Source organism: Brevundimonas sp. FV1ye29L (assembly GCF_058681095.1).
The window spans coordinates 2,281,193-2,307,335 of sequence record NZ_CM178730.1 but is presented as its reverse complement, the minus strand read 5'-3'; the positions used below and the strand labels follow the sequence as shown (position 1 = coordinate 2,307,335).

Sequence of the window (26,143 nt, the reverse complement as noted above, 5' to 3'; positions counted from 1 at the left end):
GTCAGAAGGCCACGCGGCGCGGCCTCAGCGGCGCGGCGGGCGCCGATGCCGTCCGGCTGCAGGCGCCCGGCGCGACCGACCGAGGGATGGCCTCGAGTTCGACGAGCGCCTGCCGGACCATGGGCGTCTGTTGCTCCAGCTCGGCCAGTCTGCCTTCCAGCGCCTTGCGAAGCTCGTCCACCTGCGTTTCCGGGCTGTCCAGCTCGACGATTCTGCGAATATCGGGCAGGGACAGGTCAAGTCGCCGTAGTTTTGCGATCTGGCCGGCCCGGCTGCACTCTTCCTCTGTATAGAGCCGCTCGCCCCTGCTCGCCCTGATCGGGTTCAACAGGCCCATGGACTCATAGTGTCTGAGGGCCCGCAGCGTGGCCCCTGTCTGTTGGGAGAGCCGTCTGATGGTCAGGAGGGAACTGTTTCGCATGCACGCAGGTCGTGATTTGTCCGTGTCGGAGGCGGGCGCGGGCTTGGCCGCGATCAGGAAGGGCTCGACATCGAGCGGGACCGATCCCGGTCCAGGCGAGCGATAACGTCGTCCGGTGTCGTGCGAGGATTGCGGGTGTGGGGATAGGCATGCGCCGAACGCGCCTTCCGATCGAACCAGATCCGGTCGGGGGTCTCGGACGGGCGGTGCGCAGCCAGCCAGTCTATCGTGTCGGCGCCCTCGCGGGCGTTACGAAGCAGGGGGGCCAGTACCCGGCGGAACTTCGGCAAGGCGGTCCTGACGCCATCGGTGTCGGCCCAGCCGGGATGCACAGCATAGGTCCTCACCTCCAGACCGCCCAGAGCTGTGCGCCAATGGTCAGCCAGGGCGATCTGGGCGCGCTTGTGACTTGCATAGGCGGCGAACCCGTTGAAATGCTCTTCCGGCATATCCAGCGCCCGCGTATTCAGAGGCATGTTGTAAAGCCCGCCGGAGACCACATTGATCAGGGCGCACCGCGGCTTCAGCATGGCCCGCTCTGGAAGGGCTTCGGTCAGGACGTAGTGGCCGAGCAGATTGGTCGCATAGGACAACTCGAAACCCTCGGATGTCCGGCAGAACCGCCGCATCAGCAGGCCGACGTTGTTCACCAGCACGTCCAGGGCGACACCGGCCAGTTCCGGGCGTGAGGGCAGGGCCGCCACCGCCTGCATTGACGACAGGTCGCAAACCACCGGTTCGACGGAACCGGACATCCGGGCGGTCTCGGCTTTCAGGCCTTCCAGCAATGCGACATTGCGCCCGACAGCCAGCACGTGCGCCCCCTTGGCCGCCGCCCGCATAACGGTGGCACGGCCCAGGCCTCCGGTCGCGCCGGTCACCATCCAGACCTGTCCAGAGTAGTCGGCGCGGACAGGTCGGAACGGCAGTCCCCGGGCCACGTAGCCAATACGCGTAAACGACGGCGTGAAGCGGCCATAGAAGTTGACTGACTTCAGCAGAGCCTGGAATGCGGACGGTTCGGCCACAGCTCATCTCCCCCGGGAACTGGCGGCGACGGACATGTCGTCGTCGCTTGCGTAAAGACACTAAACGCATTTCCCGCCTTGGCAACCCGCTTGCTTTGTTGGACTGAATGCTTGACATTTCACGCGTCAAAGTGATGTGAGGCGGCGATGCATAACCCTGTCCGGGTCATTCAATGGGCGACGGGATCCATGGGCAGGTCCTGCCTGCGCGCCGTTCTGGATGACGAGCGGTTCCGGTTGACGGGGCTGTTCGTCTATGGCGAGGCCAAGGCGGGAAAGGACGCGGGCGAGATTGCCCGACGTCCGGCCACGGGCGTGATCGCGACCCGCAACATCGAGGACATCCTCGCGCTGGATGCCGATGTCGTACTGCACTGCCCCATGCTGTCCTCGCCTTATGACGCGCACGATCCGGACGTCCTCCGGTTGCTCGAGTCAGGCAAGAACGTCATCTCCATCAACAACTATTTCGAGCCGGGCGCCCTGGGGGTTTCCTATGCTGCGGCGCTCGAACGTAGCGCGATACGCGGCGGGGCGACCCTGGCCGGCACAGGGGTGAATCCGGGCTGGGCGGCTGAGCGCATGACCGCCAATGCTGTCAGTCTGTGCCTTGAGCATCGCAGTATAGCGACGCGGGAAATCATCGACTGCTCGACCGTGCCGAGCCCTGACTATGTGTTCGGGGCGCTGGGCTTTGGCGGCGATCTTGCAGCGGCCGACCTGACGACCGGCGGGTTGGCCCGGACCTTCAGCGCCATGTTCAGCCAGAGCGTGGCCGGGCTGGCGGCGCGTGTCGGACTGACGCTGGATGGCTTTGAATCCGAACACGAATTGCACCCGGCGCGCATGGCGCTTTCGGTCGCGGCCGGACGCATAGCGCCCGGCGCCGTCGCGGCCACGACATGGCGTGTGCACGGGGTGAGGGATGGGGCGCGCCGGATTACCCACGAGGTCAACTGGATCATGGACCCGACCGACCCCCTGTTCGCCGGGAGGCCGCACTGGGAAATCGAGATCGAGGGTCTGCCCGGGCTCAGGATCGCAATGGATCTGGTGGACACGGCGCCGCCGGGCGTCCGCACCCGGCCCGAGCAGTTCGCAGTCGCCGCCATGGTGCGCGAAGCCATTCCGCGCGTCGTGGCCGCGCCCCCTGGACTCTTCCGCCTGTGACGACATCGAACTTGCCTGCTAATGCAAGCCATGTCACTTTCACTTAAAGACTAAAAAGACCGGAGGAGACGTATGACGACCGCCGCCCGGGATCCGGAGCTGCAGGCCTTGCTCGACAGGAAGGCCATTGAGGACGTCCTCCTCGGGTTCCTGCGGGGTTGCGATCGTGCGGATGCCGATCTGGTCGAGCGGGCCTACTGGCCTGACGGCTGGGAGGATCACGGCGGCACGTTTGACGGGCCTGCGTCCGAGTGGGTCGCCCTGGTCAAGGCGCGGCTGGCCCATCCGATCCTGATGAATCATCTGGTCCACAACCTGCTGATCGAGATGGCCGGACCCGCCCGGGCGACGTCCGAGTGCTACATCCTGACGGCGACCCGGCCCACCGTGGACGAAAGGACGTTCGACGTTCGAACCCTCGCACGCTGCGTCGACCAGTGGGAGAAGCGCGGCGACGAGTGGCGGATCCTGAGGCGCACCCTGTGCTGGGAATGGACCGAGGAGCGCGAGATCAACGAAACCTGGGCGCGCGGCGCGATTACGACGGATCCGTCGATCCTGCGACGGGGCCGGAAGAGGCCAGACGACATCATCTACACCGCCCGCGCGACTGCGGCCTGAGGAGACTGGAATGGATATCAAGGGGTGCGTCGCCATCGTTACCGGCGGCAATCGCGGCATCGGTGAGGGCTTCGTGCGCGTCCTGATCGAACAGGGCGCGGCCAAGGTCTATGTCGGGGCGCGCGACCCGGCCTCCGCCGCCCACCTGGAGGCGGAGTTCCCCGGCAAGGCGATGGCGGTGAAGCTGGATGTGTCGCAACCGGACCAGATCATGGCGGCGGCCGCCGCCTGTCCCGATGTCTCGGTGGTGGTGAACAATGCCGGCGCCTTCCACAACAGACTGCTGATCGGCGCCGACGACATCTCCGCCGCCCGCGACGAGATGGAGGTCAACTATTTCGGTCCGCTCCAGATGGCCCGGGCCTTCGCCCCGGCGCTCAAGGCCAATGGCGGCGGCGCCATTCTGAACGTCCTGTCGGTCGGGGGCATCGTCGCCGTGCCGAACATGGGGGGCTACAGCCCGTCGAAATTCGCCATGCGGGCGGCCGGAACCTGCATCCGCGCGGAGCTCGCGGAACAGGGAACCACTGTGACCTCGTTGATCGTCGGCTCGGTCGACACGCGGATGGCCTCGCACGTCGCAGGGGCCAAGGAGAAGCCGGAAGACATCGCCCGGGCGGCGATGAAGGGCATCACCCGCGGGACGGACGAGATCGACACGGACCTTTTCGCCGTCGAGAGCCGCGCCGCCCTGGCCCGCGACCCGAAGGCCATGGAGCGGGCCATGGCGCGGATGCTTCACGTCAAGAACCCGTCAACCGGCCGCTAGACGCCGGCGCAACCAGAAATCTTCAGGGGGAGACCACAGACCATGCCGCCCATTCTCGATATCGCCCAGATACTGGCGATCAATTTCGGCCTCTGCGTAGGCTCCTTCGTCCTGTTGTGGGCGCTGGGGGTGGCGATCCGGGACGTCACCTTTGTCGACGCCTGGTGGGCGCTCGGCCTGGCGTCCATGGGCGTGGCGACGTTCTTCCAGGCCGACGGCTCGCCGCAGCGGATGCAGCTGATCCTCGGGCTGGTTTGTCTGTGGGGGCTGCGGCTGGGCTCATACATGCTCTGGCGCTGGCGCGACCACGGCCCGGACCGTCGCTATGTGAAGATGCTGGATCGGGCCCAGGAAAAGGGCATGAGCTATCCCCGGGCCGCCTGGGTCATGGTGTTCCAGCTCCAGTCGCCGATCCTGTTCGTGGTCAGCCTGCCGGTCCAGCTGGGCCAGATGTCCGCGACGCCGGTCGATGTCGGTACGCTGGGCTGGATGGGCGCAGCCCTGGTCGTGTTCGGGATACTGTTCGAAAGCACCGCCGACTGGCAGATGGTGCGGTTCAAGAAGAACCCCGCCAACCAGGGCCAGGTGATGGACCGGGGTCTGTGGCGCTATACCCAGCACCCCAACTATTTCGGCGACCTCTGCGTCTGGTTCGGCCTGTGGCTGATCGCGGCCGAGACAGGGTGGCTGGGCGCCGTCTCGATCGTCGGCCCCCTCCTGCTGGTGGTGATGTTCGTCAAATACAGCGGGGGCGTCTCGTACGAGAAGCGGCTCAAACACACCCGTCCCGGCTATGCCGACTATATGGCGCGGACCAGCGCCATGATCCCCTGGCCGCCGAAGAAGGCCTGATCGCATGAGCTCGTCAAGGGTGCGACGCCCCCGTGTTCTTTCGACCCCCGGGGTGGCCATGCCCAACCCCCGGGCGGTCGGCCAACTTCTGAACATCCATGCGGCCCGCGATCCGGACCAGCCGGCGCTGACGTTTCAGGGGGTGACCCTGACGCGGGCCGAGCTGGCCTCGCGCGTCAACCGCCGGGCGCGAACCCTGGCCAGGGCCGGGGTGGAGGAGGGCGACTTCGTTGCCATTGCCCTGCCCAACAGCGCCGCCTTCCTGGAACTGGCCTATGCGGTCTGGCAGTTGGGCGCGACCCCGGCGCCCCTGTCGCACAAGCTGCCTGCCGCAGAGCTGGACGGGATCCTGGATTTGCTGAAGCCGCGCCTCCTGATCATCGGCGACCCGGCGCGCGCCGGGCGCTGGCCCAGTCTGAGCGCGGAGCAGACCTACGATCCCGGGGCGGACGACACGCCCCTGCCGGAAATCGCCTCGACCCATCTGAAAGCCATCGCCAGCGGCGGCAGCACCGGTCGGCCCAAGGTGATCGTGGATATGGCGCCGGCGATCATGGATCCGGATGTGGCCCTGCTGGGCATGGAGCCGGGCGACACCATCCTGAACCCTGGACCCCTCTATCACGCCGCACCCTTCGGCATGACCTGTCTGGCCATGGGATGGGGGCTGCATGTTGTCCTGATGCCCCGCTTCGACGCCGAGGAGACGCTGGGCCTGATCGACCGGCATCAGGTCAGCTGGCTGTTCCAGGTCCCGACCATGATGCACCGGATCTGGGCCCTGCCGGACGAGGTGAAGGCGAAATACGACCTCGGCTCGGTCGACGCGGTCATGCATATCGCCGCCGCCTGCCCGCCCTGGCTGAAGGAAAAATGGATCGAGTGGCTTGGCCCGGAGACCATCTGGGAGGTCTATACCGGCACCGAGGCGCTTGGCGGCACAGGCATCCGCGGGGTGGAATGGCTGACCAAGCGCGGATCGGTCGGCAAGGTGTTGCCGGGCTATGAAATGCTCATCCTGGACGAGGCGGGCCAGTCTGTGACGCCGGGACAGGTGGGTGAGATCTTCTTCCGCCCGCTGCGAGGGCAGGGCACCACCTATCGCTATCTCGGCGCCGAGGCGAAGGCCCAGGGCGAGTTCGAGACCCTGGGCGACATGGGCTATGTCGACGAGGACGGCTATCTGTTCCTGGCCGACAGGCGCGTGGATATGATCGTCTCGGGCGGCGCCAACGTCTATCCGGCCGAGGTCGAGGCGGCTATCGACGCCTGGCCGGGCGTGCAGTGCAGCGTGGTCGTCGGCCTGCCGCACGACGATCTGGGCCAGCGGGTTCACGCCATTGTCGAGACGGCGGATGGACAACTGGACGAGGCGGGCCTGATGGCCTTCCTGGCCGAACGGATCGCCCGCTACAAACAGCCGAGATCCCTGGAGGTCACGACAGAGCGTCTGCGTGACGACGCCGGCAAGGTCAGGCGCGGGGCCCTGAGGGCGGCGCGGCTCTAGCTAGCTGATCGTATGGCCCTTGCCCGCCCTGATCAGGACATTGGTCATCGTAAGTCGCCCCTTGCAGGCGCTGCAGGACATCCGTGCGTCAACCGGCGCGCCGCAGGCGTGGGTGATGAGAACCTCCGGGCCGGCCCGGTCCCGCAGCCAACGTTCGGCCCATCTCAGGGTCAGAAGGGCGTGCGGGTAGAGGTCGCGCCCCTTCTTGGTCATGCGATACTCGTAGCGAGGGGGCGTTATCTCATAGAGGCGACGTTCGAAGATGCCTGACAATTCCAATGTTCGTAGCCGGTCGGTCAGGATGTTGGAGGCGATACCCAGCATGCTCTGCATTTCGTCAAAACGGTGTACGCCGAAGTACTGCGTCGAGACGACGAGGCCGGTCCAGCGGTCGCCAAGCAGGTCGACCAGTTCGACGGCGGGGCTGTCGTCCGTGGCGCGGCGCCGGTGCATGCGCTGGACCGGCAGACGTTCCCAGCCCTTGCCCGGTCCGGGCGTGAAGGTGCAGCTGTGCAGGCTGAGGGGCTCGCCGCAGCTCTCGCAGACCGTCTCGGGCAGCATGGGCTTGCCGCAGTCCGTGTGGATGAAGACCGTCGGGGCGCGCCGACCGGATACGCCCCAGCGAACCCCCCACGACCACATGGCCAGAATACTGTCGAACAGGTCCGCGCCGCGCGGCGTCAGATGATAGGCCATGCGCGCGCCGTCCTCGCGGTGCGGCTTTTTTTTCAGAATCTGGTGTCGTTCCAGCGCCTGCAACCGGCTGGAGAGGGTGCTGCGGGCGCCCCCCAGCCTTTCGTGGAATTCCTCGAAGCGCGTGGCGCCCAGGAAAGCCTCCTGAAGGACCAGCAGGCTCCAGCGATCGCCGAGCGCATTGAGGGCGCGGTTGAGAGAGCTCTTGGGAACCAGACGAGTTTTCGGCGCGCCGCGGGAAGCCATGGTGTGTCTTACCGGCGGTGGCGCCGACTATTCAAGCGGTGGAGAGCTTGTGGCGTTTGACGACCAGGCCGGCCGCCTCCCGGTCGAAGGTATCTGCGGTCACGCCCTGGCTGCGCAATTCGACCTTCTGGATCTTGTTGGTCGGCGTTTTCGGCAGTTCCGGTTCGATCCGGACGAACCGCGGCACCATGAAATGCGTCATCCGGGGGATCAGCCATTCCACCAGCGCCCGGGGGTCAAGCACGCGGCCCGCCACAGGTGCGACACAGACCATGACCTCCTGTTCGCCGCCGGGGAGGTCGACGCCATAGGCGGCGGCTTCGCGCACGTCGGGATGGGCCATGACCTCCATCTCGATCTCGACAGAGGACATGTTTTCGCCGCGCCTGCGGATGGCGTCTTTCTTGCGGTCAATGAAATAGAAGCGGCCAGCCTGGTCGCGACGCATCAGGTCGCCGGTGTGAAACCAGCCATTCCGCCAAGCCTCGGCCGTGGCCTCGGCATTGCCCAGATAGCCGGGCGTCAGAACCCAGGGATGATCGGACCTGAGTATCAGTTCGCCGGTCTCGCCGTCCGGGAGCTCATTGTCGTGGGCGTCGACGATCCGCGCCGTCATGCCCTCGCGGACCCGGCCACAGCTCCTGAGTGTGGGGTCGTTCACGTCGCAGATCAAAGGGCCGGACGCTTCGGTCATGTTGAACCCAGACAGATAGTCGAACCCGAACCGGTGCGAGAGGGCGATGGTCTCCTCTGTGATCGGCGCCAGCGTCACCATTCGCAGCGGGTTATCAGCATCGTCGGGTTGCGGCGGCTCCTTGATGAGGAACGTCGTCAGGGCGCCGATCAGCCCGCTGCACACCGTTGAACCTGTTTCCCGGACCAGCGCCCAGAAGCGACGCGTGTCAAAGGCGTCAAAGAGGGCCACGGATCCCCCGCACTGCACGGCCGCCGTGATGGCGGCGATGCCGCCGACGTGAAACATCGGCAGATTGACCAGCATCCGGTCATCGCTGTTCATATAGCCATAGGTGACGGCAGCCGTCGTCCATTCCTGGACATAGGAGGTGACAACCGCCTTGGACGGGCCCGTCGTGCCGGAGGTGAAAATGATGACCGGGCAATCCCAGGGATCGCTGTCGATACGGACGTAGGCGGCGGCCTCGGCGGCAAGGGCCTCAGCCCCCTCCCACGGAACGGCGGGCAGGGGGCCGGCAGGATCAGCTGGACCGGTCAGGATCACCCGTTCGACCTGCCCCAGCGACAGCCCCTCCAGACGGGCCAGAAGCTCGGGGTGGACGATGAACAGTCTGGCCGTGCTGGTGCGGATGGCGTGTTCCAGCAGCTTGCCGCGGAAGCTGGTGTTCAACGGCGCCAGGGCCGCGCCGGCGTAGTTGGCGCCGAACCATGCACGCAGGAGGGCCGGTCCGTTTGGCGCCCAGGCGGCGACGATATCGCCCTTCCTCACCCCCCGCGCCTGAAGGGCGGCGGCGGTCTCGAGCGCCTTGATGCGCGTCTCGGCCCAGGTCCAGGTCTCGCCAGTCTCGAAACGGATAAAGACCTTGTCGGGCGTCTCGGCGGCAAAACGGTCGATCAGCCGGGCGTTGACGCATTGGTCGGCGGTCGGCGGCGCGGGATCAAACCAGGGGATTGTCTGCGTCCGGGATACAGCAGTCATTTCGGGCTTCCTTGCCAGGAGGCGGCCTCGTCCACGCTGGCGCGATAGGCGGGGATCGTGCGGATCAACAGGGCGATGGCCACAGCGATGGTCAGGCCGCTGACGATGCCGAGGGCCTGACCGATATGATCTGCCCCTCCCAGCACGCGGTCACTGAGCGCCGCCACCACCGTGGGGCCGAGTCCGAGAGAAATCAGGTTGCCGATCAAAAAATAGATGGCTGTAACCTGCGCCCTGAGCTGGTTGGGCGACACGGCCTGCAGCGCTGTGGCGGGAAGGCTGTTCATCACCCCCGCAAAGAAGCTGAACACTGCGAGGCTGCAAAGCGCCGGTGTTGCGCCCGGCATCAGCGGGGTGGCGATGGCAAAGGGCAGGGCGATGGCCAGGGCGATGACAGCGGCACGGAGCGGGGCGTCCCTGCGACCTCGCGCCGCCAGTATGTCGGTCAGCCAGCCGCCGACCAGCACACCAGGCGTGGCTCCGAACAGCAGGATGGCGCCGTAGGCCACTCCGACCTGCGAAGGCTCCCAGCCGTATTGCCGGATGAAGGTCGCCGGAATCCAGGCGAGGTAGGAAATGCCAGCCATGCCGAAGATCGAGAAGGCCATGATCATGGTGTAGAATGTCGCCTTTCGGCTCCACATGTACTTCAGCACACCGGCTTCGGCCGCAGCTTTCGCCACACCGTGACGCGGCGGTTCGCGCACGATCAGGAACAGCAGGGCAATCAGCAGTCCGGGGGTTCCGACCAGGGCAAAAGTCTGCTGCCAGGGCTCCAGATGCCCGATGACAGGAAGGTCGAGACGACCTGACCGCGAGATGAAGTCGATCACGCCGCCCCCGATCATCAGGGCCAGGCCGGCGCCCAGATAGGGGCCCATCGAATAGACCGCGAGGGCGCGCGCCCGGCGGCCTGGCTCGAAATAGTCCGAGATCATTGAATAGGCGGCGGGCGAAAGGGCCGCCTCGCCGACGCCGACGCCGATCCGCGCGGCAAACAGGGCCCAGAAGCTGTTGGCGAGGCCACAGGCCACGGTCATGACGCTCCAGACCACGATGCCGAAGAAGATGATCATTCGCCGGCTGCCCCGGTCGGCCAGCTTCGCAAGCGGGATGCCCATCAGGGTGTAGAAGAGGGAGAAGGCCAGTCCGGCCAACAGGCTGAACTGCGTGTCGGTGATCCCGAGGTCAGCGCGGATCGGCTGGACCAGCAGACTGAGGATCTGGCGGTCGATGAAGCTGGAGGTGTAGGCGACCATCAGGGCTGCGACCGCGAACCAGGCCCAGCCGGACGACGGCCAGACCCGGGGTGTTGCCACCGCAGACGAGGCGGCGTCTGTCGGGGAGGTCATCGCTGCGTCCCCGAATTCGATCTGAACGTGAAAGCGACTTTGTATGCGACTGAATGACGTCTGTGCGCGAAATTGCGCGCGGGCGCGCCAGCCACCGCAGTAGCAAATTCAGAAGCATAGCCTGCGTCGAGAATTCGGACTCGCATAGTGCTCATCTCCCTTGTTTCGCCCGGTTTTCCGGGTCTCCACATATGATCAGTGATCATGTCGCCCGCCGTCCGGAAGGCTGGGCATGCGACCGTGCCCTGTCCGCCACCACTGAAGCATACAAGTTGGTCTGATTACAAAAGCTATTTGACAGTCTCAATATGCCAGTGACATGTTGAGGCTGAAGCACCTCGGCAAACGAGGGCTCATGGGAGGACTGAATCATGACCATCCACGGTTCCGTAAGCGTATCCGCCCTGTTCCTCGCCGGCGTTCTGGCGGCCTCTCCGGCTCTGGCGCAGCAGGAGCCCCGCGACACAGGCGCAACCCAGGTCGAGGACATCATCGTCACCGCGACCAAGCGTGAGGAGCGACTGATCGATGTGCCTGTCGCCGTCACGGCGATCGGCGGCCAGCAGTTGGAGAACTCCGGCGTCACCGACATTCGCGAACTGACGGGCCTGGCCCCAAGCGTCCAGTTCCAGACCCCGGGAGGCGGGGCCGATTCCTCCATCCGGATTCGCGGCGTCGGCACGACGTCGACCAATCCCGGCCTGGAATCCTCGGTCGGTGTCGTGATCGACGGCGTGGCGCGCGCCCGTACCGGTGTCGCCCTGTCGGAACTGGGTGATCTGGAGCGGATCGAGGTTCTGCGCGGGCCACAGGGGACGCTGTTTGGGCGCAACACCTCTTCGGGCCTCATCAATGTCGTGACCAGGCGACCGGACCCCAGCGCCCCTTCGGGTCGCCTGGAAGGCGGCTATGGCAACTTCAACAATTTTCGTCTGTCCGGATCATTCAACTACCCCCTGGCTGACAACGCGGCCATCCGTCTGGAAGCCAGTCGGGAGACGCGGGATGGATTCTATTCTGACGCCAACAGCTCCGAGACGCTCGACAATCTTGACCGAACCTTCCTGCGCGGCAAGCTGCTCTACCGGCCGACCGAGACCATCAGCTGGCTGTTCAGCGCCGACTTTACCAAGCGCGAGGAGAATTGCTGCGTGGCCCTCCTGGCCATTGCCGGATCGACCTTTGCACGGGTGAACAGTCTGGCAGCGGCGCGAGGCCAGGTGGGATATCCGTCGACCGATCCGTTCGATCGGAAGGCGTCCAAGAACAGCAATCGACGCAACCAGGAAGACATCGACGACTACGGCCTGTCGGCCCAGGGCGACTTTGATCTCGGCTTTGCACAGCTGACGTCCATCACCGCCTATCGCAGCTGGGCGGCCGATCGCTCTCAGGATTTCGACCATTCCGGTGCGGACCTCGGCTTCTTTGATCCGAATGGGCTGCATCAGGAGTTTGACGTCTTCACCCAGGAGTTTCGTCTCCAGGGCGCCGCCGGTCGGCTCGACTGGCTGTTAGGGGCCTATTACGCGGACGAGACGGTGGTGAACGACTCCGCCTTCCGTATGGGCGCTGACTTCCCCTTGATCTTTGGCGGAGCCGCCGCGTTCCAGCCGACGACCCTGGCCGCCTTCACGCCAGGTGACGGAGCGAGAGGCATCGGCAAACAGACCGGCCAGGACCTGTCCTTCTTCACCCACAATATCTTCAACGTCACCGACGCCCTGAGCATCACGGCGGGTCTGCGATACACGCAGAACGACAAGGAGATCGATTACCGCGGCGAGAACTTCAATCCCGCCTGTGATAGCGCGGTGCGCACGAATGACGCCCTCGGCCGGGCGCTGTTCTGTCTGCCGTTCTGGGATACGCGGCTCAATCCTGCGGGCGATTCCGACTCGCGATCCGAGACCGCAACGACCGGCACGGTCAACGTCGCCTACAAGATCAACTCTGCCCTCAACACCTATCTGTCCTATTCGAGGGGCTACAAGTCGGGTGGCTACAACTTTGACCGGGGTGGATTCACCACACCCGCAACCCCGAATGCCCGCGACCTCGCCTTTGTCGAGGAAACGGTCGATGCCTATGAGGTCGGGATCAAGGGGGAGTTCTTCGACCGGTCCCTGAGGACGAACTTCGCGGCCTTCCACCAGACGTTCGAAGGCTTCCAGCTTATCGAGTTCACGGGGGCCAGCTTCGTTGTCCGTTCCCTCGCCGAGGTCGTTTCAAAGGGGGCCGAACTCGAGATCACCTGGTTGCCGTTCGAAGGCCTGACCCTGACCAATGGACTTAGCTACACGGATGCCTACTACACCGACGACCCGGGCAACCTCACCTATGCTGGCCGGGAAATGGAACAATCGCCCGACTGGGTGAATGTCTCGTCGGTGACCTATGAGTTCCCGATCGGCAATGCCTTGACCGGCGTGGCCTATTTCGACGCCCGTTATTCGTCGGACTTCTTCACCGGCGGTTTCGATCCCAATCGGGTGCAGGACTCGTTCACCACCGCCAATGCCCGCTTCTCGCTGCGCGCGTCGAACGGCGACTGGCAGGTCGATCTGTGGGGCCGCAACATCTTCGACCAGGACTACTATAGGCGGATCATCCCGGCGACCTTCCAGTCCGGTTCCTATTCGGCCTTCCTGGGCGACCCGCGCACATACGGGATCACCCTGCGCAAGAATTTCTGACACCACCCCGATCCGTTCCTGGATCCGCCTTGCCCCGTCGCGAAAGCGGCGGGGCTTTTTCTTCTCGCGCGACCACAAATGGAAAGGGCCGCTCCGGAGAGCGGCCCTGAACGTCGTGGCCCGGGGGGGGCGTCAGAGGCCCAGTTGTCGCCCTGCGAGATCGCGAAGGATCTCCTCTGATCCGCCGCCGATGACGAAGATCCGGGCCTCGCGATAGATGCGCTCGACCCGGTTGCCGCCGGTGTAGGCGCGACCGCCCAGCACCTGGAGGCTTTCGCGCGCGCAATGCTCCAGGGTCGTGGTCGCCTGAATTTTCAGCATGGCGAGGTCGGCGATGACGTTGTCGCCGCGCTCGAACCGCCAGACCAGGATGTCGAGGAAGGCATAGGCGACCTTCAGCCGCTGGACCATGTCGACGATCTTGTGGCGCATGACCTGATGGTCGACCAGACGCTTGCCGAAGGTCTGGCGCTCGCGGGCGAAGGCTATGGCCTCGGCCACACAGGTGCGGGTCATGGCAAGGGTGGCGGCGATGCCCGAAAACCGTTCGATGTTGAACTGGTTGGCGAGGCCGGCGAAGCCGCGGTTCTCCTCGCCGATCAGGTTGGAGACCGGAACCTCGACATGGTCGAAATTCAGCCAGCCGTTGTTCCTGTTGTACCATTGCAGGCCGGGCAGGGGGCCGCGGGTGACGCCGGCCCGGTTGGTCTCGATCAGCAGCATCGACAACCCGCCCATGCCGGGGCCGCCGGTGCGCACGGCGGTCAGCAGATAGTCGGCCTTCATGGCGCCGGAAATCAGGGTCTTGCCGCCGTTGACGACAAAGACGTCATCACGCCGCTCGGCCGTGGTGGTGAAGCCCGACACGTCGGAACCGCCGCCCGGCTCGGTGACAGCGAAGGCGATCTTCTTGTGGCCAGCCAGCACCGGACGCGCAACCCGGTCCAGCATCTCCGGCGCGCCGCCGCTGATGATCGGGGGCAGGGCGATCCAGGGCGTGGCAAGATCGGCGAAGACGACGCCGGAACCCAGGCGGAAGAACTCTTCGGCGAACAGGATGCGGTCGTACAGGCCGATGTCCTCGCCGGTGCCGCCCAGATCCTCGCGGAAACCCATGCCGAGGATCCCGTCCTGAGCCGCCTGCACATAGAGTTCGTCGGGGAAATCAGAGGCGGCGTCCCAGGCGTCCAGATGGGGGGCGACGTTCGTGTCGATGAAGGCGCGGAGTTTGGTCCGCCAGGCGTCGTGGCCCGGCGTCATGAAGGGGCTGGGCGGTCTCAGGGCGTCGAAATCCAGCACGGTGGGCGTCTTGTCGGCCATGAGCGTTTCCCTTTTTCCCCACCGGTTTCGGCGTGGCTTGCGAAATGATACTAAAACCTCTCGCCAACAGCGGCAATAATGGTATTCTAACGCAACCCACTATTTCGGGCGGATGGGCTCAGGGAGTTCTGATCATGGGTTTCGAACGTACAGGCGCCAACCGCGCCGCCTTCGCGGCAGGCGTCGCCGAGGCGCCAATCAAGGTCACGCTTCAGGCGAACGACCACCCCTATATGAACGGGGCCTGGACGCCGCAGCACCAGGAGCACACGGCCGAGGACATGGTCGTGATCGGCCGGATCCCGACCGACATCGACGGCGTCTATGTGCGCAATACCGAGAATCCGGTGCATCAGCCGCTGGGTCGCTATCACCCGTTTGACGGCGACGGGATGATCCATTCGATCAGCTTCCGGGACGGCAAGGCCGCCTATCGCAACCGCTTTGTCCGCACCAGGGGCTTCCTCGCCGAACAGGAGGCCGGGCGCGCCCTGTGGGCCGGCCTGGCCGAGCATCCGTCCCTGTCGGAACAGCCCGGCTGGGGCGCCCATGGCGGGCTGAAGGATTCCTCTTCGACCGACGTCATCATCCACGCCGGCGCCATTCTCTCGACCTTCTACCAGTGCGGCGAGGGCTACCGCCTCGATCCCTATACGATGGAGCAGCTGCCCAGCGTCGACTGGTGCCCGCCCGAAGGCATTTCGGCCCACCCCAAGGTGGATGAAAAGACCGGCGAGTTGTTGTTCTTCAACTACTCCAAGACCGCGCCCTATATGCACTATGGCGTCGTCGGACCGGACAATAAACTGAAGCATCTGACGCCCGTGCCCCTGCCGGGCGCGCGCCTGCCGCACGACATGGCCTTCACGACCCACTGGTCGATCCTCAATGACTTCCCCCTGTACTGGGAGGAGCATCTGCTGCCCAAGGGCTATCACGTCGCCCGCTTCCATCCGGAGATGAAGTCGCGCTTCGGCCTGATCCCGCGCTACGGCACGGCCGACGAGGTCCGCTGGTTCGAGGGTGACGCCACCTATGTGCTGCATTTCCTCAACGCCTGGGAAGACGGCGACGAGGTCGTGATGGACGGCTACTTCCAGGACAATCCGGTGCCTGAAACCAGCCCGGACGCACTGCCCGCCTATGAGCGGATCATGACCTTCCTCGACCAGAACATGCTGCAGCCCAAGTTGCACCGCTGGCGCTTCAATCTGAAGACCGGTGAGACGACCGAGCAGCGGCTGGACGACCGGGTGCTGGAGTTCGGCATCATCAACAACCAGTTCGCCGGCGTGAAATACAAATACGCCTACAGCGCGGTGTCGAAGCCCGGCTGGTTCCTGTTCACCGGCCTGGTCAAGCACGACATGGACAGGCAGGAGAGCTGGGCCATCGACTTCGGGCCGGAACGCTATGGATCCGAACCTGGGTTCGCGCCGCGTGTCGGGGCGACGGAGGAGGACGACGGCTATCTGATCACCTTCATCACCGACATGATTGAGGACCGGTCGGAGTGCGTCGTCTATGATGCGCGCAAGCTCGCGGACGGCCCCGTCGCCCGCATCATCCTGCCGGGCCGCATCTCCAGCGGCACCCACGCGACCTGGTCGCAGGGATCGACCATCCGCGCGTCGCAAGCCGCCAACGCCGCCTGAGGACCTGAACGATGACCTATATCCTCGGCGGCTGGCAGTCGGACTTCGGGCGGAACTGGACGCGCGAGGGCAAGGAGTTGTTCGACGGCTTCGGCGAGGCCGTGCACGGCGGGCTGGAGGCCACCGGTCTCGATCCCGAGGACATTGACGTGGGGCATGTCGGCAACTTCGTCGGCGACCTGTTCGCCGGCCAGGGCCTGCTGGGCGGCTTCTTCGCCCAGGCGGAGCCGCGCTTCGGCGACCTGCCGACCTCGCGGCACGAGGGCGCCTGCGCCTCGGGCAGTCTGGCGCTTCTGGCCGCCATGTCGGACATCCAGGCCGGCCACTACGGCACGGCCCTGGTGCTGGGCATCGAGCTGATGAGGAACGTCCCCGGCCAGACCGGCGCCGAGTATCTGGGCGCGGCGGCCTGGACCGGTCATGAGTTCGGCGATGCCACCTATGTCTGGCCGCGCGCCTTCTCCAACCTGACGGACGAGTACGACGCGCGTTACGGCCTCGATGAGGCGCACCTGCGCCGGATCGCCGAGGTCAATTTCGACAACGCCAAACGCAATCCCAACGCCCAGACCCGCAACTACTCCTTCTCCGACGCCAGCTTCACTGCCGACGACGAGGCCAATCCGGTCATCGAGGGGCGGGTTCGCAAGACCGATTGCGGTCAGGTGACGGACGGGGCCGCGGCCGTGGTCCTGGCCTCGCCGGAACGGGCGGCGGAGTATGCCCGGGCGCGGGGCATCCCGCTGGAAAGCCTGCCGCGCATCAAGGGCTGGGGCCACCGGTCAGCGCCGATCCAGTATTCAACCAAGGTCGCCAACAGCAAGGACCAGGCTTACGTCTTCCCGCACGTGAAGAAGGCCATCGACGAGGCGCGCGCGCGCGCCGGACTGGGCCTGTCGGATATTGACGCGGTCGAGACCCACGACTGTTTCTCGATGACCGAGTATATGGCTATCGACCATCTGGGCCTGACGGCGCCGGGTGAAAGCTGGAAGGCGGTCGAGGCGGGCGACATCGAGATGGGCGGGCGTCTGCCGATCAATCCGTCCGGCGGCCTGATCGGCCTCGGCCACCCCGTCGGCGCCACCGGCGTGCGGATGGCGCTGGACGCCTTCAAACAGACCACGGGCACGGCCGGCGACTATCAGGTCGAGGGGGCGAAAAACGTCCAGACCCTGAACATCGGCGGCTCGACGACGACGACTGTGAGTCTGCTGGTGGGGGTGTAGGGGCGGCCCCAATACGTTCCGTCACCCTCGGGCTTGACCCGAGGGCCGGACGTTCAGCACCAAAGAAGATGACGCGGCGCACGGGCCATCGTGCGCCGCGTTTTCGTGTGAGTAGCGGACAAGCCGATCCTCGGGTCGAGCCCGAGGATGACGGAATGTGGGGGATGGACGGGGCGCTATTCGCGCGGCGACCGGATCGCCAGTCCCACCACCCCCATCGCCGCGACCGTTCCGTCGGGCAGGGTGACCTTGACCTCGACCACGGCCTTGCGCGCGTCGCTGTAGGTGACCCGGCCCTCGGCGGCGATCCGGGGGCAATCGGCGGGAACGGCGTTGAGATAGCGCATGGCGATGTCGGTGGTCAGCAGGGTCTCGCCCGGCTTCAGCAGGCTCATCACCGCCCCGCCGCCGGCCATGTCGATCATGGCGGCCGTCACTCCGCCATGGACCAGGCCGACGAAGTTGGAATGGCCGGGGTCGATGTCGCAGACCACCTTCACATAGCCGTCGCCCGTCTCCGTCAGCACGCACGACAGCCGGGTCAGAAAACCGCCGACCGACAGCCCCATGTCGCGCCACCGCTCCAGCATCTGGCGGCCGGTGTGGGTCGGGTCGAGCCGGAAGGCGACCGGCTGGACCACGCCCCCCTGCGGCGAGTCTCCAATCATGCGGCGGCGCTGGTCTTGCGGCGAGCTGCAACGTCGGCCCGTGCGGCGAAACGGTCAAGCGCGGCGCGGTACTCCCGTTCCAGCTGATCGACCACGCCGGCGACGGGTTCGATGCTGCGCACCGACTCGACGCCCTGGCCGGCCGCCCAGATGTCCTTCCACCGTTTCTGGCTGGAGCCGCCCGAATAGTCGCGCACGGCCGGTCCACCGAGGTCCTCGGGGTCGAGACCGGCGGCGCGCAAACTGGGCTTGAGCCAGGAGGCGTTGGTGCCCGTGACGGCGGCGGAAATCACCAGATCGTCGGCGTCGGCGTCGACGACCATCTGCTTGTATTCCGGCTGGGCCATGCTCTCCTGTGTGGCCAGAAAGCGGGTCCCCATATAGACAAAGTCCGCCCCCGCCGCGACCGCGCCAGCGATCCCGGCGCCGTCTCCGACCCCGCCGCCCACCGCGATATAGCCGTCGAAGAAGTCCCGCACCGCCGAGATGAAGGCGAAGGGCGACAGGTGTCCGGTATGGCCCCCGGCGCCGGCGCTGACGCAGGCCAGTCCGTCCACGCCTGCCGCCGCCGCCTTTTTCGCGAGGTTCATCGACACCACATCGGCGAAGACCAGACCGCCATAGGCCTTGACCGTCTCCATCACCGGCCGGGGCGACCCCAGGGCGGTGATGACCACGGGCGGCTTGTATTCCGCCACCAGACGCAGGTCGTCTGCCAACCGGGTATTGGTCGAGTGGGTGATCATATTGGCGATCCACGGCCCGTCACCGGGCTTCAGCGCATCGGTGATCGCGCCCATCCACTGGTCCAGATCCTCGCTGGTGCGGCAGTTGGGCGTCGGAAAGGCGCCACCGATGCCCGACCGGCAGGCGGCGATGACCATCTCGGGCCCGGAGACCAGGAACATGGGCGCCGCGAAAATCGGCAGGCGCAGGGTGTCGAACGGGGTGGTCATTTGGGCTCAGTCTGCTGGAAGCTCTGTCGCAGGTCGCGTTTCAGCACCTTGCCGACGGGATTGCGGGGGAGGGCGGCGATCGGTTCGATCCGCTCGATCTGTTTGTAGACGGCGACCTGGCGCTCCCGGATGAGGAAGGCGTTGATCTCCTCCAGCGTTGCGGCCTGGTCGGGGCGGAAGACGACAAAGGCCGCCAGCCGCTCGCCGAGGTTGGGATCGGGCGCGCCGACGACGGCGACCTCGGCGATGGGGGAGAAGGCCATCAGGTGGCCCTCGATCTCCTCAGAGGAGATGTTCATGCCGCCGCGGATGATGATGTCCTTCAGCCGCCCGACGAACCGCATGAACTGAAGCCGGTCGCCGGCGAACTCGAACAGATCGCCGGTGCGGAACCAGCCGTCATCGTCAAAGGCGCGGGCGTTTGTCTCCGGGGCGCGCCAGTAGCCGGAGAAGATGGTCGCCCCCTTGACACGCAACTCGCCGGGCCGCCCGCCTTCAGTGATCTCCTGCTCGGTCTCGGGATCGACCAGTCGGATGGAGATGCGGTCGTGGAGTTTGCAGTTCCATTTGAAGCCCTCGCCAAGGCGGGGGAAGAGTGTGGCGCGGTCGCCGGCCTCGGGCAGGTCCTTGAGGGCCGAGGGGAAGGAGGCGCCCTCGTTGGAGCCGAAATAGTTGACGATCTGGACGCCATGTTTCTCGTGGAAGCCGCGCACCATCCATTCCGAAAGCGGCGCGGAGCCCGAACCGATCGACTTCAGCCGGTCGAAATCGATCCCCTGCAGCAGCGCGTCGTTCTGAAGCAGCAGATTGAGCACGGCGGGGGGAGCGACCGTGTAGTCGATCCTCTCCTCGCGCAGCTGTTTCAGCAGCACCTGCAGGTCGAAGGGATGGTGCTGGATCAGGGCGCCGCCCAGCAACAGCCAGCCAATCAGGCCGGTGGAGATGCCGCCCATATTAACCATCGGGAATGGGTTCAGCAGCCGGGCTCCGGGCGCCAGATCGGCGGCGTCGACGACGCCGTCGCCCATGATGATCCATTCGTTGTGGCTGCGCGGGACGCCCTTGGGCTGGGCCTCGGTGCCCGAGGTCCAGCAGATGGTGACGATGTCGTCGGCGGTGACGGCGGCCGTCGCCTGCGCCTTCCGGGCGGCCTCGTGCTGGTCTGGCGTGACCCGGTTCATCAGGGGCTCGAGATCAAGCGCCCCCTGGGGGCAGGTCTCGCCGAGGACGAAGACGTGTTTCAGGCTGCGGCGCCGGTCCTTCAGCGCCGCGATCATCTCGCCGTGTCCCTGTTTGCCGATCCGGTCGACGGTAATGGCGGCCACGGCGTCCGTGCGGTCGATGACGTAGCCCAGTTCGTGCTCGCGATACTGGACCGGGGCGGGGCTGGAAATGACGCCCAGGCGCTGACAGGCAAGATAGGCGATGGAGAGTTCGACGATATTGGGCAGCTGGAGCAAGACCACATCGTCCTTGCCGATGCCGTGGGCCGTGAGGACGGCTGCCAGCCGGTCGACGGCGTCGCCGGTCTGACGCCAGGTCAGACGCCTCGCCGCGCGCCCTGTGATCTCGGGCAGGTTGGGCGGGTCGATCAGGGCCTCGGTGTCGGGATGGGCCTTGAGGTGATTCTGGAACAGGTCCTCGAGGGTGGTGTCGCCCCACCAGCCTCTGGCCTTCATCTCGCGGATGCGCGACTGCGGAATGACGATCATCGGACGATCTCCCTCTGGGCTGCGGGCGGATTGTGCGGCTGGCCGGGGAGAACCAGATCACGGATTTCGGAGCGAACCACCTTGCCCACCGGATTGCGGGGAAGGGCGGCCATGAGGTGCAGCCGCTTGGGCGTACGCACCGGGCCAATGGCCTCGCGCACGAAGGCGCGCAGGGCGGCGTCGTCGATGAAGCCGGGCTCGACGGCCACCGCCGCCTCCAGCCGCTCGCCCCAGACATCGTCGGCCACGGCGAAGGCGCAGGCCTCGCGCACGGCGGGATGGCGGTTCAGCGCCGCCTCGACCTCGCCCGGATAGACATTGTAGCCGCCGGTGATGATCAGGTCCCTCGACCGTCCGATCAGGGTCAGCAGACCGTCGGGATCCAGCCGTCCGATGTCGCCGGTCTTCAACCAGCTGTCGTGTCGCGAAGCGGCGGTCAGTTCGGGCGCGTCGAGGTATTCGGTGCGGGCCAGATCGCCGGCCACCACCACCTCGCCCTCGCCATGATCGTGAACGGTCCCGGACGCGTCCAGAACAGCGACGCGCGTGCCGGGGAAGGTGCGGCCGACGGAGGCGCGCAGAGCGGGGTCGGCCATCTCCCCGGGCGACAGTCCGGCGATGGCCATGGGCGCCTCGGTCTGTCCGTACAGGGTCGAGATTACCGGGCCGAAGCGGTCGATGGCCGCTGCGATCCGGTCGGGCGACATGGGCGCGGCCGAATAGGTCAGATGGCGCAGGGCGGGGAAATCGTCCGGGCCGAAACTCGCCTCGGCCATCAGCAGGGCGATCAGGGTCGGGGGCATGAAGGCGACGCTGATCCGGCGTTTCAGCTCGTCAAGGATCGCCGCCCGATCCGGCTCGGCCAGCAGTACATGGGCGCCGCCCGCCGCCAGAACCGGCAGGACATAGTGGGATGAGCCATGGGTCAGGGGGGCGACGGCCAGGTTCAGGTCGTCGGCGGTGAAGCCATAGAAGCCCGCCATCGCGTCCAGCGCGGCGCGGCCGCTGGCCTGGCTCTGCACCACCCCCTTGGGCACGCCGGTGGAGCCGCCTGTGAACTTCAACGCGAAGGGGGCGGACGGGTCGTCGTGGATCGGCGGCAGGGCGACGGCGGGCGGCAGGTCGGCCAGCCAGTTCTCCAGCGGCAGGGGTCGGGGCGACCATCCCATGGCGGCGGTCGAGGCCGCGTCGTGCAGGGTCAGGACCGGTTTCGCGCGGGCCTGGAAGTCCCCGTTCAGCCGGGCGCCGTTGCGGGGATTGAGCGGGGTCCAGACGGCGCCGGCCCGCAGGATGGCCAGATAGGCCACCACGTGATCCGCGCTGTTGGCGGCGCACAGGCCGATCCGGTCGCCCGGCCGGACGCCGCGTCGGATCAGGTCGGCCGCGCCGGCCTCGACGCGGTCGATCAGGTCGGCGTGACGGATCGTGACCCCGCCGTCGATCAGGGCCGCACGATCTGCCGTGGCGGCGCGGTTCTCATAGAGGGCGTGGATGGGGTGGCTCATGCGGCCCGCTCCAGCACCGTCACCACAGTCGCCGCCTCCTCGACGCCAAGGAAGCCGCCGCCGTTTTCAGCCACCGCGATGCGGGCGCCCTCGACCTGTCGCGGCCCGGCTTCGCCTCGCAGCTGGGTGGTCAGCTCAAATACCTGGGCCAGTCCGGTCGCCCCCACGGGATGGCCCTTGGCGACCAGACCGCCCGACGGATTGACCGGCGTCCGGCCGCCCAGGGCGAAGTCGCCGGTCGCGGCCCGGGCGCCGACCGTGCCGGGTTCGGCGAGACCCAGGTTCTCGATCTGCTGAAGCTCGGCGTAGCTGGTGGCGTCATGCACCTCGACGACGTCGATGTCGGCCGGCGCGATCCCGGCCTGCTCATAGGCGGCGAGGGCGGCGAGGCGGCCGATGTGATGGGCCAGGTCGGAAGGCGCGCGATCGCCCGCGCTGACGAGGGCGCAGCCGCGCACGCGAACGGCCCGATCTCCGGCGTCCAGTTTCGCCAAACCGGCGGTCGAGCAAAGCACCACAGCGGCGGCGCCGTCGCTGACGGGGGCGCACATGGCGCGGGTGAAGGGGAAGACGACCGGCTTGTCGGCCAGCACCTGATCGACTGTCATCGGGGTGCGGTACTGGCTCAGCGGATTGTCGCGGGCGGCGGTGTGGTTCTTGGCCGCCAGCCGGGCGAAGTCGGTCTGGGTCGTGCCGCGGCGGGCCATATGGGCGCGGGCCTGGGCGGCGTAGAGGTCCATGAACAGGCTGCGCCCGGGACCCGGATCTTCGCCGCCCATCGCCTCTATATAGGCGAGCACGCCCGCGCGATCATGAATGTCTGTCCCGCCGGCGAAGGCGGCGGCGACCTGTTCGGGCCGGTCGGGAAAGACCATCTTCTCCGCCCCGACGATCAGTGCGACGTCGCCGGCCCCGGCGCGCAGCCAGTGGATGGCCTGGAGCAGGGCGGTCGAGCCGGAGGCGCAGGCGTTTTCCACATTGACGACCGGGATCCCGGTCAGTCCGAGAGGCCGGAGGGCGATCTGGCCGCGCACCGTATTCTGGCCCTCCAGCATGGGCTGGCGGGTGTTGGAAAACCAGGCGGCCTGAATGTCGCTGACGCTCGCCCCGGCGTCGGCCAAGGCGGCCCATACGGCCTCGGCGGTGAGGGATTTGACGCTGTCGGCCGGGCGCTTGCCGAAGGCGGTCATGGAGACGCCGGCGATGAAGACAGGCGCGCTCACGCCATCGGCCGTCGGCGCTGGACGATGCGGAAGCGCGAGGCGACGAAGGCCAGGTCGGCCAGACAGGCATTGCCCGCCGGGTTCAGCCCCGTGACGTGATAGTCGCTGTAGGCGGCGGCGAAGTTGATCCACATCGCGCCGGTCAGGTTGATCGACAGATTGGCGCCCGCCGCCTCATAGGCCGGGGCCGCGCAGTCGATGAAGTCCTCATCGGTCGAATACAGGTAGGAGGAGATCGACCCCCGCGTCTTCGCCAGCCAGGTCGCCTCCGAGACCGCGTCATCCGAGGCTTTCCGCACCAGATAGAGAACCGGACCGAACCGCTCCTCGGCATAGAGGTCGTGGTGGCCGTCCGCCTCCACCGCGATCACCAGCGGCGTCAGGGTGCGGGCGTCGGGGAACTGGGGGTGGGCGTAGGGGGCGGCCTCGCGCAGGACGCGGACGCCCGTCAGGCCCTCGACCCCGGCGCGGGCGTCGCGAACGACCTTCAGACTGACCTCGCCCTGGATGGCGCCCATGATTCCTGCGGCCTGGGCCGGGTCGGCGGCGATGGCGTCGATCTGGTCGACGATGGCGGCGGACATGGGTTCGAACAGGTCCGGGGTGATGTAGATCACCTGCGGGCTGGTGCACATCTGGGCCGAGAACAGGCTCGATGAGCGGGCCACGGCGCGGGCCACGGCGTCCAGATCGGCGACGCTGTCGATGACGACCGTGTTGACCCCGGCGGTCTCGGTGAACAGCAGCTTGCCCGTCACCGTCCGCTCGAGGTGGCCGCCGTAGCGGGGGCTGCCAGTGAAGTCGATGATCTGGACGTCCGGATGGTCGACCAGTGTCTGGGCGACAGGGTCGGCGAGGGTGTCCACCGCCAGCGTCACCAGATCGGGATCGAAGCCGTGGTCGGCCAGAACCTGACGGCAGGTCTCGACCACGATGGCCATGGGCAGGACGGCGATGGGATGCGGTTTGACGACGACAGGATTGCCCGTCGCCAGACTGGCGAACATGGCCGGATAGGCGTTCCAGGTCGGGAAGGAGGCGCAGCAGATCACCAGAGCGACGCCGCGGGGGACGAGGGTATAGGTCTTCTCCAGCGCCACGGCCTCGCCGCCGAAGTCGCGGTGATAATTTGCGGTCGGAGCCACATCGCGCATGGCCTTGGCGGCATAGGCCAGGGCCTCGACCCCGCGATCCAGGGCATTGGGGCCCGAGCCGCTGAAGGCCTGGGTATAGCTCTGCCCCGCCACATGCATGATGGCGTGGACCATCTCGAAATTGCGATCGTAAAGCTGCTGGCTCATTTCCAGACACAGGGCCAGACGCAGCTCCGGATCGGCGATCCGCCAGTCGGACCATGCACCGAGCGCCGCATCGACCAGTACGTTCGGGTCGCTGACGGGATAGCGGACGCAAAGCGGACGATTGGTGAAGGGCGACACCTCCTCGCCGGCCTCGCCGCCGACCCCGGGCTGGCCGAGGTCGAAGACGGTGTTCAGGCGGGCGTCGAAAGCGGCCCGGCCCTGGACCGGCTTGTCGGGTCCGTGGATTTTCGTTGAGGGACTGTCGCGATACGGGCTCCAGCTCCTGCGCGTCTGGACGGCCTCGATGGCGGCCTCCAGAGTCGCGGTGTGGCGGGCGACGACGTCGAGGCGGCTCTGGTCAAAGGCGGCGACGAACCCGTCCATGGCTCAGCCCTGCCGTTCCACGATCATGGCGGCGCCGACGCCTTGCGCGCCCGTCGCGACAACGAGGCCGTAACGGCCCTCACAGGCGTCCAGCGCATCGAGCAGGGTCGAGACCAGAATGGCGCCCGTCGCCCCCATCGGGTGGCCCTTGGCCAGATGGCCGCCGCCGACATTGACCCTGTCCGGATCGACGTCGCGCTCGCGCAGGAATTTCACGATGGTGACGGCGAAGGCCTCCATGAACTCGATCCGGTCCATGTCGGCCAGGGTCAGCCCGGCCTTCTTCAGCGCCCGGTCCATGGCGGTGAAGCCGGCGGTCAGGGAGGCGGCCGGGTCGCCGCCGGATTCGGCATAGGCGACGATACGCGCCCGGGCGCCGGCCGCCTCGCCGCCGACCAGGGCCAGACCCGCGCCGTCGCACATCGGCGGGGCGTGGGCGACCGTATGGCGGTGGTCGATGACGCGGCCGCCGAGCGCCTCGGCATACTGTTCGGCCAGAGGCGCGAAGGCGGCGGGCATGGCGGCCAGGCTCTCGGCCGTGGTCGAGGCGCGGGCAGGCTCTTCCCTGTCCAGACCGTTCAGCGGGATGCGGGATTTCACCAGCGGCGTGCCCTCGGCGGCGGTCGTCTTCTGCTGCGAGGTCAGGGCTGCGGCGTCCATCTCCTCGCGCGACACCCCGATGTCTTCGGCCAGCCGGTCGGCGGCGACGACGACCGGGATGTATCGGATGCGGTTGGGGAAGGATGCGTCCTCATAGTAGTCGGCCTTGTCGCCCATGAAGGGGACGCGCGACATCATCTCGACCCCGCCGGCGAGCACGGTCTTCGCATCGCCGGCCTCGATCATATTGGCCGCCTGTCCGATGGCGGTCAGGCCCGAGACGCAGTAGTTGTTCAGGCTGAAAGCGTAGCTGTCGTCGGGCAGGCCGGCGTGCATCTTGGTCACCAGGGCGACGTTTGCGCCCTGGGCCCCGACCTGGCCGACGGCGCCCAGTATCAGGGCGTCAGCGCGGTGGGCGGCGCCGTCATTGCGGGCGTCGATGGCGTCAATCAGCCCGGCCACGAGTTCGTGAGGCTTCAGGCTGGCCAGACCGCCGTCGGGGCGGGCCCTGGCGCGGGGGGTGCGGACGGCGTCGAGAATGTATGCGGTCATGCGAACGG

21 protein-coding genes are annotated in these 26,143 nt (G+C 66.7%); 8 read left to right on the top strand and 13 right to left on the bottom strand.

All coding sequences use genetic code 11. The features are described 5' to 3' along the window. Position 1: 1 nt before the first annotated feature. Positions 2-421 (bottom strand): MerR family transcriptional regulator, encoded by a 420-nt coding sequence (locus ACW17W_RS11335; RefSeq protein WP_492076981.1) that lies wholly within the window; start codon positions 419-421, stop codon positions 2-4. Positions 422-474: 53 nt separating this feature from the next. Then, positions 475-1,449 (bottom strand): SDR family NAD(P)-dependent oxidoreductase, encoded by a 975-nt coding sequence (locus tag ACW17W_RS11330; RefSeq protein ID WP_492076980.1) that lies wholly within the window; start codon positions 1,447-1,449, stop codon positions 475-477. A gap of 147 nt (positions 1,450-1,596) precedes the next feature. Between ACW17W_RS11330 and ACW17W_RS11325 the strand changes: the two genes are divergently transcribed. The 5 genes from ACW17W_RS11325 to ACW17W_RS11305 all read left to right on the top strand — a co-directional run bounded on the left by ACW17W_RS11325 (position 1,597) and on the right by ACW17W_RS11305 (position 6,368). Further along, on the top strand, positions 1,597-2,619 hold the full coding sequence (locus ACW17W_RS11325; protein WP_492076979.1) for an NAD(P)H-dependent amine dehydrogenase family protein: 1,023 nt from the start codon (positions 1,597-1,599) through the stop codon (positions 2,617-2,619). A gap of 72 nt (positions 2,620-2,691) precedes the next feature. Further along, entirely contained in the window at positions 2,692-3,240 is a 549-nt protein-coding gene (locus ACW17W_RS11320) for a nuclear transport factor 2 family protein (RefSeq protein ID WP_492076978.1), read from the top strand. Positions 3,241-3,250: 10 nt separating this feature from the next. Further along, a complete protein-coding gene (locus ACW17W_RS11315; RefSeq protein WP_492076976.1) occupies positions 3,251-4,009 on the top strand; it encodes an SDR family oxidoreductase in 759 nt (252 codons plus the stop codon). A gap of 42 nt (positions 4,010-4,051) precedes the next feature. Beyond that, positions 4,052-4,861: a DUF1295 domain-containing protein gene (locus tag ACW17W_RS11310; RefSeq protein ID WP_492076975.1), complete on the top strand. Its 810-nt coding sequence runs from the start codon at positions 4,052-4,054 to the stop codon at positions 4,859-4,861. 19 nt (positions 4,862-4,880) lie between these two features. Next, a complete protein-coding gene (locus tag ACW17W_RS11305; protein ID WP_492076974.1) occupies positions 4,881-6,368 on the top strand; it encodes an AMP-binding protein in 1,488 nt (495 codons plus the stop codon). Here ACW17W_RS11305 and ACW17W_RS11300 read toward each other — a convergent pair whose 3' ends face one another. Genes ACW17W_RS11300 through ACW17W_RS11290 form a run of 3 tightly spaced genes read right to left on the bottom strand, consistent with a single transcriptional unit; the run spans position 6,369 to position 10,334 of the window. Beyond that, complete coding sequence (locus tag ACW17W_RS11300; protein ID WP_492076973.1) at positions 6,369-7,307, bottom strand: winged helix-turn-helix transcriptional regulator; 939 nt, start codon at positions 7,305-7,307, stop codon at positions 6,369-6,371. Between the two features lie 31 nt (positions 7,308-7,338). Further along, positions 7,339-8,982, bottom strand: a complete 1,644-nt coding sequence (locus ACW17W_RS11295; protein WP_492076972.1) for an AMP-binding protein — start codon at positions 8,980-8,982, stop codon at positions 7,339-7,341. Next, positions 8,979-10,334 (bottom strand): spinster family MFS transporter, encoded by a 1,356-nt coding sequence (locus ACW17W_RS11290; protein WP_492076971.1) that lies wholly within the window; start codon positions 10,332-10,334, stop codon positions 8,979-8,981. Before ACW17W_RS11290 ends, ACW17W_RS11295 begins: the two co-directional genes overlap by 4 nt. A 371-nt stretch (positions 10,335-10,705) precedes the next feature. Between ACW17W_RS11290 and ACW17W_RS11285 the strand changes: the two genes are divergently transcribed. Then, positions 10,706-13,030 (top strand): TonB-dependent receptor, encoded by a 2,325-nt coding sequence (locus ACW17W_RS11285; protein ID WP_492076970.1) that lies wholly within the window; start codon positions 10,706-10,708, stop codon positions 13,028-13,030. Between the two features lie 132 nt (positions 13,031-13,162). Here the strand turns inward: ACW17W_RS11285 and ACW17W_RS11280 are convergent, their stop codons facing one another. Further along, entirely contained in the window at positions 13,163-14,350 is a 1,188-nt protein-coding gene (locus ACW17W_RS11280) for an acyl-CoA dehydrogenase family protein (RefSeq protein WP_492076969.1), read from the bottom strand. A 134-nt stretch (positions 14,351-14,484) separates the two neighbouring features. On the opposite strand from ACW17W_RS11280, the gene ACW17W_RS11275 reads away from it, so the two are divergent. Beyond that, the gene (locus tag ACW17W_RS11275) at positions 14,485-16,005 is read left to right on the top strand and encodes a carotenoid oxygenase family protein (protein ID WP_492076968.1); all 1,521 of its coding nucleotides are present in this window, start codon (positions 14,485-14,487) and stop codon (positions 16,003-16,005) included. An 11-nt stretch (positions 16,006-16,016) separates the two neighbouring features. Then, positions 16,017-17,234 (top strand): acetyl-CoA acetyltransferase, encoded by a 1,218-nt coding sequence (locus tag ACW17W_RS11270; RefSeq protein WP_492076967.1) that lies wholly within the window; start codon positions 16,017-16,019, stop codon positions 17,232-17,234. Positions 17,235-17,410: 176 nt separating this feature from the next. Here the strand turns inward: ACW17W_RS11270 and ACW17W_RS11265 are convergent, their stop codons facing one another. The 7 genes from ACW17W_RS11265 to ACW17W_RS11235 are packed head-to-tail and all read right to left on the bottom strand — an operon-like array spanning position 17,411 to position 26,135. Beyond that, the gene (locus tag ACW17W_RS11265; protein WP_492076966.1) at positions 17,411-17,902 is read right to left on the bottom strand and encodes a PaaI family thioesterase; all 492 of its coding nucleotides are present in this window, start codon (positions 17,900-17,902) and stop codon (positions 17,411-17,413) included. Further along, the gene (locus ACW17W_RS11260) at positions 17,899-18,858 is read right to left on the bottom strand and encodes an NAD(P)H-dependent flavin oxidoreductase (RefSeq protein WP_492076965.1); all 960 of its coding nucleotides are present in this window, start codon (positions 18,856-18,858) and stop codon (positions 17,899-17,901) included. The genes ACW17W_RS11265 and ACW17W_RS11260 overlap by 4 nt, the downstream gene beginning before the upstream one ends. After that, a complete protein-coding gene (locus tag ACW17W_RS11255) occupies positions 18,855-20,570 on the bottom strand; it encodes a class I adenylate-forming enzyme family protein (RefSeq protein WP_492076964.1) in 1,716 nt (571 codons plus the stop codon). The genes ACW17W_RS11260 and ACW17W_RS11255 overlap by 4 nt, the downstream gene beginning before the upstream one ends. Beyond that, on the bottom strand, positions 20,567-22,075 hold the full coding sequence (locus ACW17W_RS11250) for a class I adenylate-forming enzyme family protein (protein ID WP_492076963.1): 1,509 nt from the start codon (positions 22,073-22,075) through the stop codon (positions 20,567-20,569). Before ACW17W_RS11250 ends, ACW17W_RS11255 begins: the two co-directional genes overlap by 4 nt. Beyond that, positions 22,072-23,298, bottom strand: coding sequence for a thiolase family protein (locus ACW17W_RS11245; RefSeq protein ID WP_492076962.1), 1,227 nt, complete (start codon positions 23,296-23,298; stop codon positions 22,072-22,074). The genes ACW17W_RS11250 and ACW17W_RS11245 overlap by 4 nt, the downstream gene beginning before the upstream one ends. Continuing rightward, positions 23,295-24,983, bottom strand: a complete 1,689-nt coding sequence (locus tag ACW17W_RS11240; RefSeq protein WP_492076961.1) for an aldehyde dehydrogenase family protein — start codon at positions 24,981-24,983, stop codon at positions 23,295-23,297. Before ACW17W_RS11240 ends, ACW17W_RS11245 begins: the two co-directional genes overlap by 4 nt. A 3-nt stretch (positions 24,984-24,986) precedes the next feature. Continuing rightward, positions 24,987-26,135, bottom strand: a complete 1,149-nt coding sequence (locus ACW17W_RS11235; RefSeq protein WP_492076960.1) for an acetyl-CoA C-acyltransferase — start codon at positions 26,133-26,135, stop codon at positions 24,987-24,989. Between the last annotated feature and the right edge of the window lie 8 nt (positions 26,136-26,143).

What these genes read in the sequence shown, in the direction of transcription:
- ACW17W_RS11280 (WP_492076969.1), bottom strand. Translation starts at nt 14,350, where the DNA reads ATGGCCGACAAGACGCCCACCGTGCTGGATTTCGACGCCCTGAGACCG.
- ACW17W_RS11235 (WP_492076960.1), bottom strand. Translation starts at nt 26,135, where the DNA reads ATGACCGCATACATTCTCGACGCCGTCCGCACCCCCCGCGCCAGGGCC.
- ACW17W_RS11335 (WP_492076981.1), bottom strand. Translation starts at nt 421, where the DNA reads ATGCGAAACAGTTCCCTCCTGACCATCAGACGGCTCTCCCAACAGACA.
- ACW17W_RS11295 (WP_492076972.1), bottom strand. Translation starts at nt 8,982, where the DNA reads ATGACTGCTGTATCCCGGACGCAGACAATCCCCTGGTTTGATCCCGCG.
- ACW17W_RS11285 (WP_492076970.1), top strand. Translation starts at nt 10,706, where the DNA reads ATGACCATCCACGGTTCCGTAAGCGTATCCGCCCTGTTCCTCGCCGGC.
- ACW17W_RS11255 (WP_492076964.1), bottom strand. Translation starts at nt 20,570, where the DNA reads ATGATCGTCATTCCGCAGTCGCGCATCCGCGAGATGAAGGCCAGAGGC.
- ACW17W_RS11325 (WP_492076979.1), top strand. Translation starts at nt 1,597, where the DNA reads ATGCATAACCCTGTCCGGGTCATTCAATGGGCGACGGGATCCATGGGC.
- ACW17W_RS11275 (WP_492076968.1), top strand. Translation starts at nt 14,485, where the DNA reads ATGGGTTTCGAACGTACAGGCGCCAACCGCGCCGCCTTCGCGGCAGGC.
- ACW17W_RS11270 (WP_492076967.1), top strand. Translation starts at nt 16,017, where the DNA reads ATGACCTATATCCTCGGCGGCTGGCAGTCGGACTTCGGGCGGAACTGG.
- ACW17W_RS11290 (WP_492076971.1), bottom strand. Translation starts at nt 10,334, where the DNA reads ATGACCTCCCCGACAGACGCCGCCTCGTCTGCGGTGGCAACACCCCGG.
- ACW17W_RS11250 (WP_492076963.1), bottom strand. Translation starts at nt 22,075, where the DNA reads ATGAGCCACCCCATCCACGCCCTCTATGAGAACCGCGCCGCCACGGCA.
- ACW17W_RS11300 (WP_492076973.1), bottom strand. Translation starts at nt 7,307, where the DNA reads ATGGCTTCCCGCGGCGCGCCGAAAACTCGTCTGGTTCCCAAGAGCTCT.
- ACW17W_RS11320 (WP_492076978.1), top strand. Translation starts at nt 2,692, where the DNA reads ATGACGACCGCCGCCCGGGATCCGGAGCTGCAGGCCTTGCTCGACAGG.
- ACW17W_RS11240 (WP_492076961.1), bottom strand. Translation starts at nt 24,983, where the DNA reads ATGGACGGGTTCGTCGCCGCCTTTGACCAGAGCCGCCTCGACGTCGTC.
- ACW17W_RS11260 (WP_492076965.1), bottom strand. Translation starts at nt 18,858, where the DNA reads ATGACCACCCCGTTCGACACCCTGCGCCTGCCGATTTTCGCGGCGCCC.
- ACW17W_RS11310 (WP_492076975.1), top strand. Translation starts at nt 4,052, where the DNA reads ATGCCGCCCATTCTCGATATCGCCCAGATACTGGCGATCAATTTCGGC.
- ACW17W_RS11315 (WP_492076976.1), top strand. Translation starts at nt 3,251, where the DNA reads ATGGATATCAAGGGGTGCGTCGCCATCGTTACCGGCGGCAATCGCGGC.
- ACW17W_RS11265 (WP_492076966.1), bottom strand. Translation starts at nt 17,902, where the DNA reads ATGATTGGAGACTCGCCGCAGGGGGGCGTGGTCCAGCCGGTCGCCTTC.